Raw genomic sequence first — 17,162 nt, 5'->3', positions numbered from 1 at the left:
CGGCGGGCTGCCGTGCACCGTAACCGCGTGGGGCCGCGGCACCGGAGGCGCGCGGACGTCGGACACGTCCCGTCGTGTCTCCGGCGGCGGCCCCACGCGTGCGCTGCTCTGCGGGAGGTGGGGTGTCAGCAGTGCGCGGCGCGGTTCATCTCGACGACGTCGTCCAGCGTGGGGTTGTCGGGGAGGGCGGAGATTCGTTCGAGCATGCTGTCGCGGACGGCGGCGTCCTTGACGCGGTCGGCCGCGGCCAGGGCGGCGGGGAGCTCATCGAGGGTCAGCTCGGTGCAGTAGGCGGGGCCCATCGGCTGCTGGCGCCACGAGTCGGCCAGAGCACCGGCGTCGTGGGGGTCGAAGCCGGTGTCGTCGACCAGGCTCATGGCTACCTTCTTCGCCTCCGCGGAGTCGCCGGCGACCGGGATGGCGATTCGGCCCGCAGTACCCGCCGGAAGACCTCGGGTGCGCTGGGTCTCGGCTAGGGCGGCATTCCACGCCTTGACCACGGGCCGGCCAAGGAGCTCGGAGGCGTACACGCTCTCCACCTGGCCGCCGTCCTCCACCGCCTCGATCCGCCCACTGAGGTGCGGGTAGTAGTTCGAGGTGTCGATCACCACGGTTTCGGCGGGGGCAGTGGCGATCAGCTCCGCCAGCTTCTCGTGCACCCCGAACGGGATCGCCAGGATAATCGCGTCCCGGCCCTGGACCGACGCGTCCAGGGCCACCGCGCGGGCGCCCGCCGCCAGCACCTCGGCCGCGACGGCCTCGGGCCCCCGGGCGTCCGCGACCTGGACGTCGTGACCGGCCAGGCTCAGCTTCCGGGCGAGGTTTCCGCCGATCGCCCCAGCGCCGATAACAGTTATTTTCATGATTTGTCCCTTCGAAGGTTGTGCCGCCCCTGCGGGCGGCCTGATGTGATGACGGCGTGGCTAGATCGCCGGGCCATTGCCCGGCCCCGTCGGACGCCGGGTATTCCCGCTGTCCGGCCTTGAGTGAGGTGCCGACTGCTAGGTGCGGTCGTCCGGCTCGCGGTATCCGTGGGCGGCGAGCGCCCGCAGCCGGTCGACCGATTCCCCAGTGGCGCCGGTGCCCTTGATCCAGGCGATCGAGCAGGCCGCGAGGAACAGGTCGTAGCCCGTCGCCGACGGGCGTACGTACCCGGTGCGCTGTGCGGCTCGCACGTACGCGTCGGTCGTGGCGATGAGCTCGTCACAGGGGACGGTGAGCGGATTGCCTGGGTCCTGCGCCCGGGTCGCCGCCATGAGGGGTTCCGGCAGCCCGTTGTAGGCGCTGACGTAGTCCTCCATCGCCCGCAGCCACTGCGTCAGCGCCGCGCCGGCGTCGTCGATGCCGGCGATGTCCTCGCGGCGGGCCACCAGATCCTGGGTGCGGGCCTGGAGGACGGCCGCCAGCAGGGCCTCGCGGGTGGGGAAGTGCCGGTACAGCGTTCCCGGCCCGACGCCCGCCTCCTTGGCGACCGCCTCCAGTGACGTACCGATTCCGTCCCGCAGGAAGTGGCGCTGGGCGGCCTCCAGGAGGGCTGCGCGATTGCGCTGGACGTCGGCGCGGGGCTTGCGTCCCTGTTGCTCCGTGGCGCTCATATGCCCTCCTGCACTCTCTCGGTACGGTGACCCGATAAAAACGGAGGCTATCTCCGAATTGCTCCCCACAGTAAACCGGAGGCTTCCTCCGGTCAAATCGGACGTGGCTGCCCGCTCGTGAGCGCGCTGCGCCTCTCATCGCGGCGAGCAGCACTCACGCTGCCCGTCTCAGTCCTCATACAGGGCGATGAGGCGGCCCGTGACTCCCCCCTTGCGAAGCCGATCCAGTCCCTCCGGGATGCCCCCAGGCGTGATCCGGTTGATCGGCGGGGTGAGCTGCCCGCCGCGCATGAGTTCGTAGAGCTCTGTGAGGTCCTGCTTCGTACCCGACAGTGAGCCGAGGACCTGCAGCTGCTTCATGACGATCGCGAAGGTGCTCACGGTCGACTCGGTGCGGCCCAGGCCGACTTGCACGAGCGTCCCCGACTGGCCGAGCGCCTCCACCGCCTGGGCGGTGGTGGTGCCGAACCCCGCATAGTCCACGATCAGCTGGAGGTCCTTGTCCACGAACTCGGTGATGGACTCCGCCACGCCTGCCAGCCCGATCTCGGCGGCCAGTTGGCGGGCTTCCGGGTTCAGCTCGGCCGCGTAAACCTCGGCCCCCTTGAGTACGGCGATGCGCGCGCCGATGTAACCAAGGCCACCGAGGCCGATGACCCCGACCCGCATCCCCTTCTTCACTCCGCCGCACGCCACCATGGCGTGGTAGGAAGTGAGGCCCGCGTCGGTCGCCATCGCCCCCATATCGAAGGAGAGCTCGTCCGGCAGCCGCACCAGGTTCGAGTCGGTGGCGCGCACCTTGGGTCCGTAGCCGCCATCCCAGGCGCCGTAGCCGATGGCGTCGCCGTCAGGCATCGACGGCGCCAGTCCCACCCGGTCGCCCACCTTCCAGTGGTCCATTCCGGGGCCGACCTCGCTGATCGCGCCGGCGTTCTCGTGCCCGAGCGTCATCGGCAGTCGCGGAAACGACTTCATCCATCCCGGGTCGTCAAGCGCGCTCACGTCCGAGTGGCACAGGCCAGCGGCCTTGACGTCGACGACGACCTCGCCCGGACCCGCATGCGGCGCGTCCACCTCATCCAGTGTCAGAGGCTTGCCGGTTCCGTGGAATCGCCAGGATTTCATGGGTCTCGCATGTCCTTTCCTGTTGCGCCGACGGATGTTCGCCGGCCCGTACTACCCCCCGTTCTGTGACGGGTCTTTCCTGACCTCTCCTGAGGTCGGAGGATCCGCGGCGCGGTCACCGGCACCCCCGGGAGGGAGAGGAACCCAAAGCCCAGGCTCAGCCGAACTCGCCCGCGAGCGGCCATCGGCTGGTGACGCCAGGAGTCGGCCAAGGCGCCGGCATCACCACCTCCAGCGAGGTGTCGACCCCGAACCGCAGGAAATGACGCTGTGCCGCCTCCCGGTGGGCCACACGGTTGCGCTGCCTGCGCCCCCGCTGCCCTTCGACGTTCATGGCCCCCTGCCTGACGCGATGCCGCAGGACGACAAAACGGAGGCTATCTCCGTTCGGGACCGAGCGTAAAACGGAGGCGGCATCCGGTCAACTCTGCCGATGCCACCTGGAGGGCGTGAGCGACCGAGCCCCTGGTCACACGCTGCGGAGGTGCCGCAGAGGTGTCACGACGCCGAGCCGGATCGCCTGCCGAGAACTCAGTAGTCGAACGGCGGCGCGTCGCCCGGTGTGAGATCTTCTCGAAGCCGCAGGGCGCGCACCGGGTGACGGTATCGGCCTGGAACTCGGCCACCAGGTCACAACGCGCCGGGCGGTACTCCAGCTCGCCGCGGGTCCCCCAGCCCACACTGAAGTGGTACCCCTGCCAGGATGATCGGCGTCAGCCTGGTGCAGCCGCGGACGTTCATGGCACAGCCGGGGACCGCCGAGGTACAGCGCGTCCATCTCGTGGTCCGGCCGACTCAGCTGGCGCCCGACGGCGCGGGCGAGCGTGGACCTGACCGCGCCCGGTGCGGCAGGAGCCATGACGTATCCCGTCCCATGCGTAGCGATCATCGACAGTAGGGCCGGGTTGCCGCCGTAGACCTCGTCGCGGGTGGCCCAGCGGGCCGTGTGACCGCCGGCCCAGAACCTCTCGAGCATCGCGGCGGCGAGGGCGTCTTGGTGGCGAAACGCACCTCGTCGGGGTCCAGACCCACCCTGTGGCACCGCTCGGGATCGTCGGTCCATGCCCCGAACCTGATCGTGAAGGTCGCCCACGGCAGTGGCCACGGCCACTGCCGACAGCCGGAGTGGGCCGACACCTGCTGGCGGGCGGCCCACCCCGGCTTTCGGTTGGCCCTACTTTCTCTTGAGGGTGAAGTTCTTGGTGACAGTGGACTTCTTCTTGATCGTCACCGTCGCGACGGTCGGCTGAAAGCCGTCCTTGGCGACGATGACGGAGAGCGGGTTGTTACGGACGTCGAGCCACAGGGCGTACCCGCCGGTGGCGTCCGTCGTCAGCGTGTAGCTCGTCGCCCAGGTGTCGATCTGGACGGTGGCCCCGGCGATCGGCGCGGTACCGCCGGCGGCGGTGACCCCCAGCACCGTGCCGGTGATCTTGCCCCAGGTGCTGGGCGGGGCGACGCGCATCTCCACGGGGAGCCTCGACAGGGAGTACGGGGTGTCGGAGCTCAAGGACAGCTGGGCGGTGAAGTCTCCCGGCTGGGTCACCTCCGCCACGGAAGCGTCCAGGGTGATCGTCACCTTCGAACTCTTGCCAGGCTGGACAGTGAGCTGCTGCGCACTTTCGCTCAGCCAGCTGACGTCACCCGTCTCTCCCTGGTCGTAGCCCGGCAGCACCTCCACTGTCGTTGCGGGAGTCGCGAGCGCGACGCCGCCACCGACCTTGAAGAAGCCGAGCGCGCCTCCGCCGCGGTAGGTGGCGGTGTCGGCGTTGGGAAGGGCGGCCCAGGTTCCGGCCTGGGGGTCGAGGGCGAAAGCTTGGTTGGTGATGCTGTTGTTGGTGACGCCACCTGCGGCCACCAGCAGGCCGTTGGCTGAGGTGTAGGCGGAGCCCCAGAGAGTGATCGGCAGGTCGGCGACCTGTGACCAGGAGTCGGTGGCGGGGTCGTAGACGTAGGAGTGCTTCACCTCGCTGCTGCCGCTCACACCGCCGGCGCAGTAGAGCTTGCCGCTGATGCCGGCGCAGGAACTCCACGAGATCTGCTCCGGATAGTCGGCCACCGTGGACCAGCTGTCGGCGGCCGGGTCGTAGGCGGTGACATCCGTGCTGCCACAGGACTGTGCCCCGCAGCCGCCGACCACGTAGAGCTTGCCGTCGAGCACGGCGCTGCCGGAGCCGGCGTAGGGCCTGGGCGAGGCGGCGCCAGTGGTCCAGGTGTCGCTTCCCGGGTCGTAGATCTCCAGTTTGGCGTCGGGATCGCCGCTGGGTCCCCAGCCGCCGACGGCGTAGAACTTGCCGTCGATGAAGGCGTGGGCGGGGTCCTCCCGGGTGTCCGCCGCGGCGGCCAGTTTGGACCAGGTGCCGGCGACGGGATCGAGGGCGTACATGTCCTTTGTGTCGGCGCTGCCGTTGAAGCCGAAGGCGGAGTAGACCTTCCCGTCGTTGGTGGCGACAGCGTTGTCCATCAGCTTCACCGGCAGGTCGGCGGCTGCCTCCCAGGCGTCGCCGGCGGCTCCCGGGACCGCCTTGGCAGTCTTGCCCGCGGCAGTCGCGGCGGCCTTGCTGGACAGCGGGGAGTACGAGCCCTTGACCAGCTTGCGCGGGGCGCCGTTGGCGGAGGCCATGCTGAACCCGCCGGGCTGTTCGCCCAGTTCGACGGTGGCGGCCGCCGTGCCGGTGTTCTTGACCGTCAGGGTCTTGGTGGTCTGCTCGCCCCAGCCGACCGACGCGGTGACCGAGGTCTTGTCCAGTGTCAACTGCCCGGCGCCGAGGGCGAAGTCCGCGCCGACCGCGCTGTCGGCCCGCACCTTCACCGTCTTGTCGACTCCGGTGTAGTGCGTTTTCGCCGCGGTGAAGCCGTGGCTGCCGAGGGAGGAGAACAGGGCGTAGACGCCGTCGCCCAGGGCGGGATCGTCGGGGGTGGCCAGGGTCACGGTGCTCTGCTTGTTGTCGTCCTTGCTCGTCACGGTGGCGCCGACCAGACCCGCTGTCGTGTTGGCATCCGTCACGGCGCCGGTGAGCAGACCGCCCGGGAGGGTCGTGACGTGGCGCTGGCCGATGAAAACGTTGTCAACCTTCCACCACCAGCCGAACGAGCTGGTGAAGTGGAAGCGCAGCTGCACTGATGACTTGCCGGCGTAGTCGGTCAGCGGGAGTTCGACCTTCTGCGCGCCGAAGGTGGTGCCGGTGGCGGACCACAGCGTGGTCCAGGTGGCGCCGCCATCGGTGGTCGCGTCGACGTCCGCGCTCTGGCCGCCGATGGCCCAGTAGTCGTCGGCGAAGGCGATCTCGGGTGCGGGGTTGTCGGTGAAGTCGTAGACAGGGCTGAGCAGTTGCGTGTCCTGGTGCGCGCCGTTGCCGTAGTGGTCGCTGTCGACGATCGCGAACCCGCCGTCGCCGCCGGTGGTGTTGCCGCGTGAGCCCGGGTCGTCGAAGGTCCAGCCGCCAGTCGTCCCGTCGGCGTTGACCACGCTCCAGCCCTTGGGGGCGGAGTCGGTCGCGTCGAACGGCTCGGTGGTGCCTTCGTCCCGCACCGAGTAACCGGCGGGAGGGGTGGCCGCCCAGGGGTCGGCCGGCACCGCGACGTTCAGGCTCTGGTCGGAGTCCGCGACTGTGATCTTCTTGGTGCGCGATGTGTAGCCGGGATAGGCGCTGTCCACGTGCAGGGTGTAGTCGTGGCCCTGGGGCAGCTTCAGGTCGAAGGCGCCGGTCAGGGGGTCGGTCCACACCGGGCCGCCGGGGACGCCGTCCGCGGTGATCTTGGCGTAGAGCGGCCAGCCGTGGCCGGAGCCGTCAGTGACCTTGCCGGAGACCGTCCGGCTGGGGACCGGTTTCAGGGCGAAGTTCTTGGTGAGGGTGTCGCCGTCGGCGAGGGACACGCCGGAGGCGGTGCTGCTGGCGTAGCCGTAGGCTTCGACGGTGATGTCGTAGCTGCCGGCCGGCAGGACGAGCGAGTAGGCCCCGTCGGCACCAGTGTGCGCCGTGCCGCCGCCCTGGGTGGTGACGGTGGCTCCGGCGACCGGCTTGCCGGTGCTGTCGTCGGTGACGGTGCCGGAGAGTTTGCCGTGCGGGCCGCTGCGGAACGCGGCCAGGCCGTCGGGCGTGCCCAGGCCGGTCGGACCGTCGTAGCCGGCCCCGGCGGTGCACAGGTACGCAGGGGTGCAGCTGCCGTTGTCGCCGTCGGTCACGTCATGGAGACCGGTCCCTGCGGCGTAGGGGTAGGAGTTGGGGTACGTGCCTGCGACGGGTGTCCCGGCGGCCGCGTACACCGCGGCGATGATCGGTGAGGAGGCGCTGGTGCCGCCGTACACCTGCCAGCCGCCACCGCCGTAGGTCTGGTAGACGGCCACGCCGGTGGCCGGGTCGGCGACGGCGGAGACGTCTGCGACGGTGCGCTTGTCGCATCCGGTGTCAGTCTGGAAGGCGGGCTTGGGCTCGTAGAGGGAGCAGCCGGAGCCCGGGCCGAGGCCGTTGCGGTTCCAGACCGACTCGGACCAGCCGCGTGTGGTACCGGAGTCCCGGACCAGTGAGGTGCCGCCGACGGATGTCACGTAGGGGGAGACGGCCGGGTAGGCGACCCCGTAGTCACTGTCGCCCGAGGAGGCGACCACGGCGACACCGGGGTGGTTGTAGTGGGCGTCGTACGTCGTCTCGTCGGGGCTCTCGCCGCTGCCCGGGGTGCTGCTGTAGTTGGTGCCGTAGGAGTTCGAGACGTACTTGGCGCCCAGCGCGACCGCCTCGTCGACGGCCGCCCCCAGGTCCTCGAAGCTCGGCTGGTCCGCCTCGACGAGCAGGATGTGTGCGTTCGGCGCGGCCGCGGAGACCATGTCCAGGTCGAGGGAGATCTCGCCGGCCCAGCCGGCGTCGGGCGCGGGGTAGTCGGTACCGCCACGCTGGTCGACCTTGGTGAAGCAGCCGTTGGCGGCGGTGCAGGCGGACAGCCCGTACTGCTCGCGGTAGACGGCCAGGTCGGCCTCGGCGCTGGGATCGTCATAGGCGTCGACGATTGCGATGGTCTGGCCCGCACCGCCGTCGGCAGGAAGGCTGTACGCGCTCTGCAGGTCGGCGGCGCCGTACCCGCTGGGGGTGACGGAGGCGGCCAGCAGGCCCTTGACGGCCTTGGTGTCGGTGCGGCGCAGGGCGAAGCAGGCGGCCTCGCCCTTCTTGGGGGTGGCGCAGGACGGTTCGAGGGCGACCTTTTTCTTCGCCGCCGAGGCCGCCGAGGCGGGCGCGACGGACGGCGCCGCCGCGTGTGCCGGGATCTGCATGCCCAGGACCGTCATCGCCGCGGCGCTCAGGAGCGTCAGGCAGGCGGCGGCTCTTCGGCGTAAAGCTGAACGGGTTCTTGGTGAAGTGCGCAAAACGTTGCCCCTCAGTTTGCCTTGCGAGGGTCGACCTGTACGTCGTTCCCGGTCGACGGTGAACGCGAGTAGCCGCATTCACCGCAATCAATTGGCGTACCTCAGGGGGCAATTGACAATAGGCTGCATGTTACATGTGCATGTCCTGAGCAGTTTCCATGCGAAGTGGGAGCCGGTCCAGGACCGGGAATAAATCTCCATGCCAATGGGCCCGTCGCTCAAAAACCGCGCGGGCCATTTCCGGAGGGAAATGATTCTCTGTCGTGACATCAAAACGGCGATCACCGCACCTGTGACCTGTGATCATCCTCACCTTGGCGGCCGCGCCTGACAAGATCCGCCGCCTGCGGGCCCGCGCAGTTGCGCACTTGCGTAGCATCGACCTCAACTCGTGCGATCTTCCGAGGAGTTGCTGATGGACGCGTCCTCCTTGGATGCACTGTGGGCGGGCACCGGCTTGGGCTCCCCTGCCCGGCAGGCACTGGAATACCTGGTCAGTCATCCGGACGCGGACGCGGACGCCGTCGCGGAGGGGATCGGCGTGTCAGCCCCGACGGCCCGGACCGTCCTGAGGTCCTTGGAAACCGAACTCCTGGCGGTACGCGTCGGGGAACGGCCCACGCGCTGGAGCGCCGGCCCACCTCGCTCTTCGCTGGGCGCTCTTCTGGCCCGTAAACGACAGGAGTTGGCGAAGGCGGAGCTGTACGCGGAACAGCTGCACGAGGTCTACAGCGCGGCCCCGGGCCGACAGATCGCCTCGGACCTCTTCGAGGTCGTCGAGAGCGACGAACAGGTCGGCGCCCGCTATGTGCACCTTCTGAGGAGCAGTCGGTACGAGGTGCTGCATTTCGCGAAGCCGCCGTATGTGACCTCGCGGGTCAACCCTGCAGATGCCTCGACCGCTGCGGGCGCCACGGTCCGTGCCGGCGTACGGCTCCGATCCGTTTACGACAGCGACGGAATCGCAGACGACGGATGCCTGGAGACGGCCCTCGGGGGCAACGCCGCGGAAGGGGAGTTGCGGCTCCTGCCCGGACTGCCCATGAAACTGGTCATCTTCGACGGCGCCGCGGCGATCATGCCACTGCGTAGGGACGATCCCGCCGCAGGCTCACTCGTCGTGCACTCCTCAACGCTGCTGGACGTACTGATAGCCCTTTTCGAAAGCGTATGGGAGCGTGCGGTGCCCCTCTCGGTGGAAAGCCGGCCTGCTTCACCCACCGAGAGCGCCGCACGACACGATGGCGCACTACACAGCCGGACGCGGGACATCCTTCGCCTGATGGCCGCCGGAATGAAGGACGATGCCATTGCGCGCGCCCTACGGCTCAGCCGCAGGACCGTTCAGACGCATATCAGCGATCTGGGCAGGCAACTGGGCGCACGGACCCGCTTCCAGATAGCCTTGCTGGCCCAGGAACGCGGCTGGTTGGGGGATCCGGAGGGGTAAGGGAGCGCGAACGTGGCCGGGTCATCCGTGCGCCCTCGCGTGCCCTGCCGCCGTGGTTGAGGTGCTGAGGGTGGCGGTGGCGGCGGTCGGCCACACCACCTTGGTGTCCTGCTCTCGCCGGGCCCGCTGCGCGGCCTTCGCGTTGTCTGCAGCCTACCGGGCTGGGTTCCCGGGGCTCGTCCACGAGCGGGCTGCCGATGTGTGCCGTCTCAGTGAAGCCAGGCGGGTCTCATCCAATCCGGTCGCTAGATTCGATGGTGAAGCGATCCGGGTCGGATGGAGGGTCAGGCGCGCGCCGACAACGGATCGCTTCAATGGCCAGGCATGATGGCGCCTCGGAGAGGACGAGGGGGGAGCTGTGGGATCTCGTCGAGTCGGTCCTTACGCTGTCACCACCCACTTCCGTCCCGACGGAGACCACCGTCTGGTCGGTGCCCGGCGACAAGGTCGAAGCCGGGACCCTGGCCTGTGCGGTCGCGGCGACCGGCGGGGACGCACGCATCTGTGGCGTACGCGGCGACGACGTCGCTCCCCTGGTCTCCGCCTTGAACTGGCTCGGAGTCCCCGCCGACGCCGAGGGCGATGCTCTCACCGTCCGGGCCCACGACGCCGAGCCGACCGGGCGATCGCTGCGCGCCATCGCCTCCCTCTCCCCCGACGGATTGGATGCCGACTTCGAACCATCGCTGATGGCCCTCGCCCTCGGACTGCCCGGCACTCACCTGTTCGCCGACACCATCAACCCCGGCCGGTACGGCAACCTGCTCCCCCAGCTCGCCCGCCTCGGCGCCGAGATCCACGAGCTCTCGCCCACCGAATGCCGCCTCACCGGACCGCAGCAGCTGACCGGCGCCGGCGTGGAGGCCACCGACATCCGCACGGGCTCGGCCCTGCTCATCGCCGGCCTCACAGCGAGCGGTGTCACCACCCTCGGCGGCCTCGAACAGCTCCGGCGCGGCTACGCCGACCTGCCCACCAAGCTGCACGCCCTGGGCGCCGACATCTGCGAGGTCACTCCATGACCCGGCAGCTCCAGCGAATCACCGCCACGACCGACGTCCACTCCTCCTTCGCCCAGGCCACTCCCATGCTCGCCTACCTCCACGCGGCCAGGGCCGAGAGCCTGGTCGTGGACTGCGGCGACTTCTTCGAAGGCACCGGCTTCTACCGCTTCGGTCAGGGGCAGATCGAGCGCGAGGTCCTCACCAGCCTGTACGACCTGCTCGCCCCCGGAAACCACGGCTGGCCGCACTACTTCGAACCGCAGCTGCATGAAATGACCGTGTGCGCGAACGCGGCCGACCACATCGGCAAGCCGCTCTTCGACCGCGTGCGCTCAAGCAGATCGGCGGCCGGCGCGTGGCCGTCACTGCAGTGATCGGCCCACAAGCCTTCAACGTGGTCCCTGCCGACCAGCGCTCAGGCCACCATGTCACCGACCCGGCCCAGGCCCTGCGCGAGGTGATGCTGGAGCACCATCACCGTGCCGACGCCTGGATGGTGCTGTCCCACTCGGGCTTCGAGGAGGACCTGAAGCTGGCCGCCGCCTGCCCGTTCGCGGACGTCATCTTCGCCGGGCACTGCCACAGCGACACCTACGGCCCCGTGCCCGTCGGTGACACCCTCGTCGTCAAGGGCCACGAACTCGGCGTCGGGTACGCCACCGCCGAGCCGGTCGGGCCGGCTGGGCCGTCCGCGTAGGCACCTTCCCCGACACGTCCGTGATCCCCGAGGACCTCGCCGTACTGCAGGAGAAGATCGCCCTCGTCGGTAGCACCCTGGGGAGCCAGCTCGGCATCGTGAACGAGCCGTATCTCAACACCCTGTTGGACCGGCGCCTCCTCTTGGACGAGATCGCCACCCGCCTGCACACCGGCCTCGGAGCGGACGCGGTCATCCTCAACGAGACCGCTAAAGGCCGTGGGTTCGTGCTTTCCGAAGGGCGCTCAAGGCCGAACTCATGGGTAGTGGGGCCATAGTGGCCGCAGGGAGCGCCAGAGTTCGTCTGGCTGCGCCGAACCGGCCGACTCAATCGGGGCAGTACGCGATATCGGATGAGCAACGTTCGCCGAGAGCGCGCCAGGGCCCGCTGCATGTAGCCCAAGCCATTCCGCGGTTCCCGGGTCTGGGACTCGGTCTACGCCGGCAACACCACCCGTAACCTCCGTCACTTTACTTTCCAGTGGTCCGCGTCGGGGAACGTCGCCATCGGCAACGACTTCGACTCGGACCTGAACCTCCATGGCGGCTGGGAACGCAACAACCTGTTCGAACTCAACACATCGACAGTTCCCTACGAGCACAGATCGGGAAGCTGCTACAGCAACTGCGGCGACGAGGGCGGCAATGCCCCTGACGACTCGACCTGGTTCCCGATCTGGTGGGCCGCCGGCCAAAAAGCCGTCAAGTGGTCCGGGTCATCCGGCCCCAACAACATCTTCTTCAACAACACGATGAAGAAACAACTCTCGTACGGCAGCGGCTACACGGACTACTATGCCGACCACAACCGCATCTACAGGTTCGGCTGGGGCGCCTCGGGCTGGACCCATCTGACCAGCGGCGGTGCACCGATCAGTGACTGGTCCCACCACGAACTGCTCGACTACACCGGCAGCGGAGTCGACTCCAGCGCCACCAGCCAGAACGACTCCTTGTTCCTGCTGAACGTCACCTGAGAGCCAGTCGTGCACGCCTGACTCCGCAGCCACCGATGCCTGCCGCGGAGCCGGGCGTGCACTACGCATACGGAGGAAGTCGCGTGACCGGAAAAATCGAGACTGTTGTTTCGGGAGATCCCGAGAACACCTATATCCACGCGGCCGAATTCCCCGTGAACTATGCGCAGTTCTACGTACTCGACCGCAACCTTCACCGTACCGTGCACCCCGAACCGAAAGCACCCGGAGAATCTCACGCAGGAATTCTGCGAACCGTACATGGTGGGGCCTTCCTCGTCACCGGCGTCAACAGTGGCGTCACCGACCTGACGGTATCGGTCCACGCCCGGGAGCCGGATCCGCTTCTTGGGGATTACGAGGACGCGGTCGAAGTCAGCCTTCAAGTCGATACTGAAACGGTCCTTGTCAGTGCCTGGGAAGGCGGCGGCAAGTTCATCGTTCTGCCACCCATGCCAGCTGGGGCCGGCTGGTACCGCCTGCGCTACCACGCCCGACACATGGACCAGGCGTTCGACCTGTACTCCGCCGTGCCGATCGACGCCTTCCACCTGCAGATCTGGGCCGAGCCTCAAAGCGATCCAGAGGTCCTTCAGATCACCTCGAGCCGAGCCCGCTACTGGCTGTCCGTCTGACCGTCGAAAACCGGGGAACCGGGGAACCGGAGGAGGCGACGCCCTCAACACCATAGCGAGCACTGCAGGCCCATCGGGCGGGCAGTGCATCGCGCATAGGTGAAGGCCGTCGGACGGACCTCCGGTCATCCCTCTTCCTCGCTACCATTCCCGCACTCTCAGAAAGGCGCGTCGTCGGTAATCGACGACGCCCGTTTGGCCGACGGGGGAGGTGTAGTGGAGCGACACCCCGAGAAGGGCGGGCGCCGGCAGCCCAAGCTGGGCGGACAAGATCGACAATGCGCCCACCATGTGCCTGGGCAGCCAGGCCATCGCCTCCTTAGCCCGTGACCACGACGTCAGCCGCGGGCCCGTTCGTGCCAACGTCGCCCACCTCTTGCCCGAGCCCATCGCAGGCGATGAAGGCACCCCCGGTTCCGGAACTGATCGCCGGCCTGCTGCTCGCGCCGAGCAGGATCGGTGCTCACGGGACCTGGGCGGGCCCGGGTTTGTCGGGGCCCGCTTCACCGGCGGTGTCAGCCGCTGCCGTTGGCGCGTAGGGGGACGGGCGTGGCCCGGAGTTGCGTAGGCGGTACTCGACGATGCCGGGTTGGTCGACGGGGGAGGTGTAGCGGAGCGCCGCCCCGACGGAGAGGCCGAACAGGTCGCAGATGCGGCGGGGGTCTCCGCCGGTGGATGCGGCTTCGTGAAGGAGACGGTCCTCGCGAAGCCGACGGGCCCGGGATGGAACCGGATTCGCGATGCTCTTGGACGCCATGCTCATTGCCGTGGCGTTCGCGATGCACTGGCACCGCACCCGCCAGCATGCCCAGCAGGAGGTGGCCGCACAGCAGGCCCTCCTCCACCTGCAGGTCGCGTACGCGCGGGTCGCCGAGCCGGTCCTGACCGACCTCGCGCATCGCTCCCCCAGCCTCCAGATCAAGCGCCGCTTCGCCTACCACCTCCAGGAGGTCGTACCGGAACACGCCGAGCGCATCCTCAACGACCCCGCCTGGGACGCACTCGCCACCGTGCTCGCCGAGGCAGAAGCGGCGGGACACGACGCGGCCACCGTCCTCGACCAGGCGCTCGGCCGGCGCACCCTGGAGGACGCCCACAGCCCCGCCCGCGCACTGACCTGGCGCATCCGGCGCCTCGGCGAGCGTCATGCCCCCAGCCCACGAGCGCAGACAGCCAACGCACGCCACGCCGTAGAACGCCACGCCATGCCGCCGTTGCAGCAACTCCGGAGTCGGAAGCGCTGATCAGGCTCTCGTCGAGCCATCAACTTCTGGATGCACGACCAAGCTCCGAGTACCCGAACCACGGGCTGATCGACTTCGGACTACAGGCGCCTTTCGGTCAATGTTCAACAGGGCACCTCCGTGCACGGCTTGTGCTGGTTTGCGGTCTGGCCGCGCTCGTCGAGCACGTGGACGATGCCCCTCTGTGCCTGCCGAGGCGTCATCGCGGCCGGCCCGGTAGAAACGGGGGTGGGGAGTTGGCGTTCGCGGAGCACCAGTCAGCCTTTTCGGCGCCTGCGGTACCGCTGGGGACTGCGGACGGTGCCGGGGAAGTGATCCGGCACGGCGCGTACACCGAGGGCGTCACTCGCCGGTTGAGTGCCGCCGCCTTCGCCCGTACGGACTGGCTCGCCGTACTGCGCACCCAACTGGCGGAACTGTGGAAAGCGCTGAAGGCGGCGGTGCGGAAACGCCTGCGATGGCTGTTCCCCGCCAAGGAGGAAGTAAAGGCCGCCGACACCGCCGAGCCGACGCCTCCATCGGTCGTGCTGGGCGAGGATTACGCGGTCTGGGTCCGGCGTCGCATCAAGAAGTCAGCCCGGCCGGTGCCGGTCTACGGATTCCACCAGGAACCCGTCATTCACGCGAGCGACCGAGCCATCCGCCACATGCGAAGACGACGGGCAGCCGTCTTCGCAGTGATCACGCTCGTCGTCTGGCAGACGATCGCCGGCGCTCTGACCGCGGGCTGGACAGCCCTGGTTCTGTTGGCCGGTGTGTGGGGCGTCTACCTGGTCGAGCGCTATCTGGCGCAGGAGCGGTTCAACGCTCTCTTGGCTGGAGAACTACACGCGCCCGCCCCGGCCGCGCAGGCTCACGCCCTGCCGTACCTCTACGAGCGTCGCTCAAGCGGGGACAGGCATCGGTTCCTCGGAGCAGGTCTGCAGGCATGGCATGAGGCGGTCATCGGCATCGACATCGAGCCCGCCCCCGAGGGCCAAGACGAGGAAGAAGACACCACCGGACCGGTCCCAGGCTTCGGTTCGCCGGGGCAAAGCCCGGGCCAGCCGGACATGGCCGAGGTGGCCAAGGCGGTCTTGGAGGCGCTGGCCAAGCACAGCAAGCCTGTGGCCCGCAAACCGCTGAAGCACTTCACCGTCGCCCAACTGCACGCCCATGTCGCACGCCGCCTGGACGACCCGGCGCCTGCTCATCACCGAGACCACCCCATCCCACGCATGGAGGTCATCGGGATCGCCGGCATCCACTACAAACGATGGGACCAGATCGACGACGACACGTGGCGCAGCCTGCACACCCTCGCCGTGGACAGCTTCGGTGACAAGCCCGCCGAAGAGATCGCCCGCCGCTACATCTGGGCCCGTGTGACCGCCTGGAACGGCGACCTCATCGCCGCCATACTCGTCCACTTCGCCTACCAGGGCGGCTTCCTTCGCGTCACCGTCCGCCCGCACATCATGGGTCCGCTCAACCCGAAGGTCGCCGGGCTCAAGGCCGCCGACCCCCGCACCCTCAAGTGGCTTGGCCGCACGGCCTTCAACGCCCTCGGCGACATGTACGTGGGGCTCGACCGGCTCATACGCCGCACGCCGCGCAAGCGCCCTGAACTCGATCCCGGCAGCGGACCGGTCAGCCTTCGCGAGGTCCATAGCGTCCGCTGGATCGATGACATGCACACGAACGACGACGCCCGCTACTACGTGCAGATGATGCAGCGCCGCGTCTTCGACTCCACCGAGATCTTCCTGCGCAACCACAACGTCGACATCGCCGCCTACCAGCAACAGGCCACCGCGATCTACAACTTCGGCGTCATGAACGGCGGCACCATGACTGGCCCCGTGCAGGCCACGCCGTTCTCCGCCAACCCCTCCATGACGAACTGACCGGCAAGACCCCCAGGAGCCCCGCATGGCCAGCCGCCGCCAGCCCGACCCGGTCCCGAACGGTCCCAACTTCGGGATCATCAACACCGGTCACATGACCGGGCCCGCCCAAGCTGCGGCGTTCTCCCAGAACGTCAGCCAAACCAACAACATCACCAACGAAGCCGTCACCGAAGCCCGCGAAAGCATCGAGGGACTCCGACGCCGCCTGGAAGAACTGCGCGGCCAGTACCCCGAAGTGGACACCGCCCTGCGTGACCTCGACATGATCACCCCGCGCCTGGACGAACCCGAACGCGATCCCGGCACCCTGCGCTACATGCTCCAGAACCTCGTCGAACGCTGCGGCGGCATCCCCAACCTCCTCACCGCCGCCCAACTCGTCCAGTCCACCGTCCTGGCGCTGCTCCCCGGCTCCTGACCAGAGGGAAGACGTCTCCCTCGAAGGCGTCGGCTCGGTTATGCAGGGACTCCAAGGTGATGGGCATCTCGTTGGGCAGTCAGTTGGTTCGCCAGCTCCGCGGGCCCGATCTTGCTCAGGGCCCAAAGGCTGCTTGATCGCCTGGCCCACGCCCAGAGGGAGTCGCCCACAGGGGTGTGGAAAGGGACCACGGGAATGCCGTGGACACCGAAGGGGCCGGTGTCGAGGTAACGCAGACCGCCGGTGCCGCACAGATAGTGGGTGCTACAGGTGGCTGCCGCAAGGTCGGCGAGGCGCTCGGATCGGCCTTGCCTGGTCGGGATCTCGCTGCTTTCCGGCACGTCCCCTGACCATCCGACGACGTTGAGCAGGGCAATTGTCGATGTTCGGGCGAGATCAGCCACGCGATCCGTGGTGGCAAGGTCGTCCACGAGCGCGTCCACGACCTCAGAGACCGCATCCCAGTAGGGGCTACCGCCGTAGTACTGCCGCACGAGCAGCTGAACCGTACGACGCGACCGCCCGGGATCAACGAGCCGCGCCTGGCTGATCAGCGTCGAGCGCCCGTTGGGCAGGTGCGTCGGGAGTGTGAGCCACTGCTGCCGTGCGGGCTCGTCCAGAGCCGCCAGCCGAGCCCGGTGCTGGTAGTCGCGCCGGGCGAACTGGACGTCGTCCAGCACGATCCACCGGTCGGCGGCGTACAGCTTCGCCAAAGTGGACAGCCGCGGGAACAGGTTCGGTTGGTGGATCGCGCACACCCCGCCCGGCG

11 protein-coding genes and 3 pseudogenes are annotated in these 17,162 nt (G+C 68.5%); 8 read left to right on the top strand and 6 right to left on the bottom strand.

The annotated features are described in order from the left end of the window. Nucleotides 1-125 precede the first annotated feature (125 nt). The 5 genes from ACZ5K7_RS36390 to ACZ5K7_RS36370 form a co-directional block, all read right to left on the bottom strand. A complete protein-coding gene (locus ACZ5K7_RS36390) occupies nucleotides 126-863 on the bottom strand; it encodes an NADPH-dependent F420 reductase (protein WP_468920583.1) in 738 nt (245 codons plus the stop codon). 138 nt (nucleotides 864-1,001) lie between these two features. Then, on the bottom strand, nucleotides 1,002-1,595 hold the full coding sequence (locus ACZ5K7_RS36385; RefSeq protein ID WP_468920580.1) for a TetR/AcrR family transcriptional regulator: 594 nt from the start codon (nucleotides 1,593-1,595) through the stop codon (nucleotides 1,002-1,004). A 168-nt stretch (nucleotides 1,596-1,763) separates the two neighbouring features. Then, nucleotides 1,764-2,720 carry a zinc-binding dehydrogenase gene (locus ACZ5K7_RS36380; RefSeq protein ID WP_468920577.1) on the bottom strand — a complete coding sequence of 319 codons (957 nt, stop codon included), beginning with the start codon at nucleotides 2,718-2,720 and terminating at the stop codon, nucleotides 1,764-1,766. A 157-nt stretch (nucleotides 2,721-2,877) separates the two neighbouring features. Beyond that, on the bottom strand, nucleotides 2,878-3,054 hold the full coding sequence (locus ACZ5K7_RS36375; RefSeq protein WP_468920574.1) for a hypothetical protein: 177 nt from the start codon (nucleotides 3,052-3,054) through the stop codon (nucleotides 2,878-2,880). A gap of 840 nt (nucleotides 3,055-3,894) precedes the next feature. Then, nucleotides 3,895-8,001 carry a carboxypeptidase regulatory-like domain-containing protein gene (locus tag ACZ5K7_RS36370; protein ID WP_468920572.1) on the bottom strand — a complete coding sequence of 1,369 codons (4,107 nt, stop codon included), beginning with the start codon at nucleotides 7,999-8,001 and terminating at the stop codon, nucleotides 3,895-3,897. A gap of 493 nt (nucleotides 8,002-8,494) precedes the next feature. Between ACZ5K7_RS36370 and ACZ5K7_RS36365 the strand changes: the two genes are divergently transcribed. The 8 genes and pseudogenes from ACZ5K7_RS36365 (at nucleotide 8,495) to ACZ5K7_RS36330 (ending at nucleotide 16,393) form a co-directional block, all read left to right on the top strand. Continuing rightward, on the top strand, nucleotides 8,495-9,529 hold the full coding sequence (locus tag ACZ5K7_RS36365; protein ID WP_468920570.1) for a helix-turn-helix transcriptional regulator: 1,035 nt from the start codon (nucleotides 8,495-8,497) through the stop codon (nucleotides 9,527-9,529). Between the two features lie 371 nt (nucleotides 9,530-9,900). Next, nucleotides 9,901-10,551, top strand: a pseudogene (locus tag ACZ5K7_RS36360) (UDP-N-acetylglucosamine 1-carboxyvinyltransferase); the annotation flags it as partial. Continuing rightward, nucleotides 10,548-11,442 (top strand): annotated as a pseudogene (locus ACZ5K7_RS36355) (metallophosphoesterase family protein); the annotation flags it as partial. The pseudogenes ACZ5K7_RS36360 and ACZ5K7_RS36355, both read left to right, overlap by 4 nt. A gap of 540 nt (nucleotides 11,443-11,982) precedes the next feature. After that, nucleotides 11,983-12,207: a hypothetical protein gene (locus ACZ5K7_RS36350; protein ID WP_468920567.1), complete on the top strand. Its 225-nt coding sequence runs from the start codon at nucleotides 11,983-11,985 to the stop codon at nucleotides 12,205-12,207. Nucleotides 12,208-12,290: 83 nt separating this feature from the next. Next, nucleotides 12,291-12,842 (top strand): hypothetical protein, encoded by a 552-nt coding sequence (locus ACZ5K7_RS36345; protein WP_468920564.1) that lies wholly within the window; start codon nucleotides 12,291-12,293, stop codon nucleotides 12,840-12,842. 719 nt (nucleotides 12,843-13,561) lie between these two features. Further along, nucleotides 13,562-14,086: pseudogene (locus tag ACZ5K7_RS36340) on the top strand (mobilization protein); the annotation flags it as partial. Nucleotides 14,087-14,322: 236 nt separating this feature from the next. Further along, the gene (locus tag ACZ5K7_RS36335; RefSeq protein ID WP_468920561.1) at nucleotides 14,323-15,972 is read left to right on the top strand and encodes a hypothetical protein; all 1,650 of its coding nucleotides are present in this window, start codon (nucleotides 14,323-14,325) and stop codon (nucleotides 15,970-15,972) included. Nucleotides 15,973-15,997: 25 nt separating this feature from the next. Further along, nucleotides 15,998-16,393: a hypothetical protein gene (locus tag ACZ5K7_RS36330; protein ID WP_468920558.1), complete on the top strand. Its 396-nt coding sequence runs from the start codon at nucleotides 15,998-16,000 to the stop codon at nucleotides 16,391-16,393. A 38-nt stretch (nucleotides 16,394-16,431) separates the two neighbouring features. On the opposite strand, the gene ACZ5K7_RS36325 is transcribed toward ACZ5K7_RS36330, so the two are convergent. Beyond that, complete coding sequence (locus tag ACZ5K7_RS36325; protein ID WP_468920555.1) at nucleotides 16,432-17,151, bottom strand: WbqC family protein; 720 nt, start codon at nucleotides 17,149-17,151, stop codon at nucleotides 16,432-16,434. Nucleotides 17,152-17,162 lie beyond the last annotated feature (11 nt).

The organism is Streptomyces sp. NPDC031497 (genome assembly GCF_055580905.1).
Note: the sequence above shows the minus strand (reverse complement) of the source record. Positions and strands in the feature narration are given on the sequence as shown.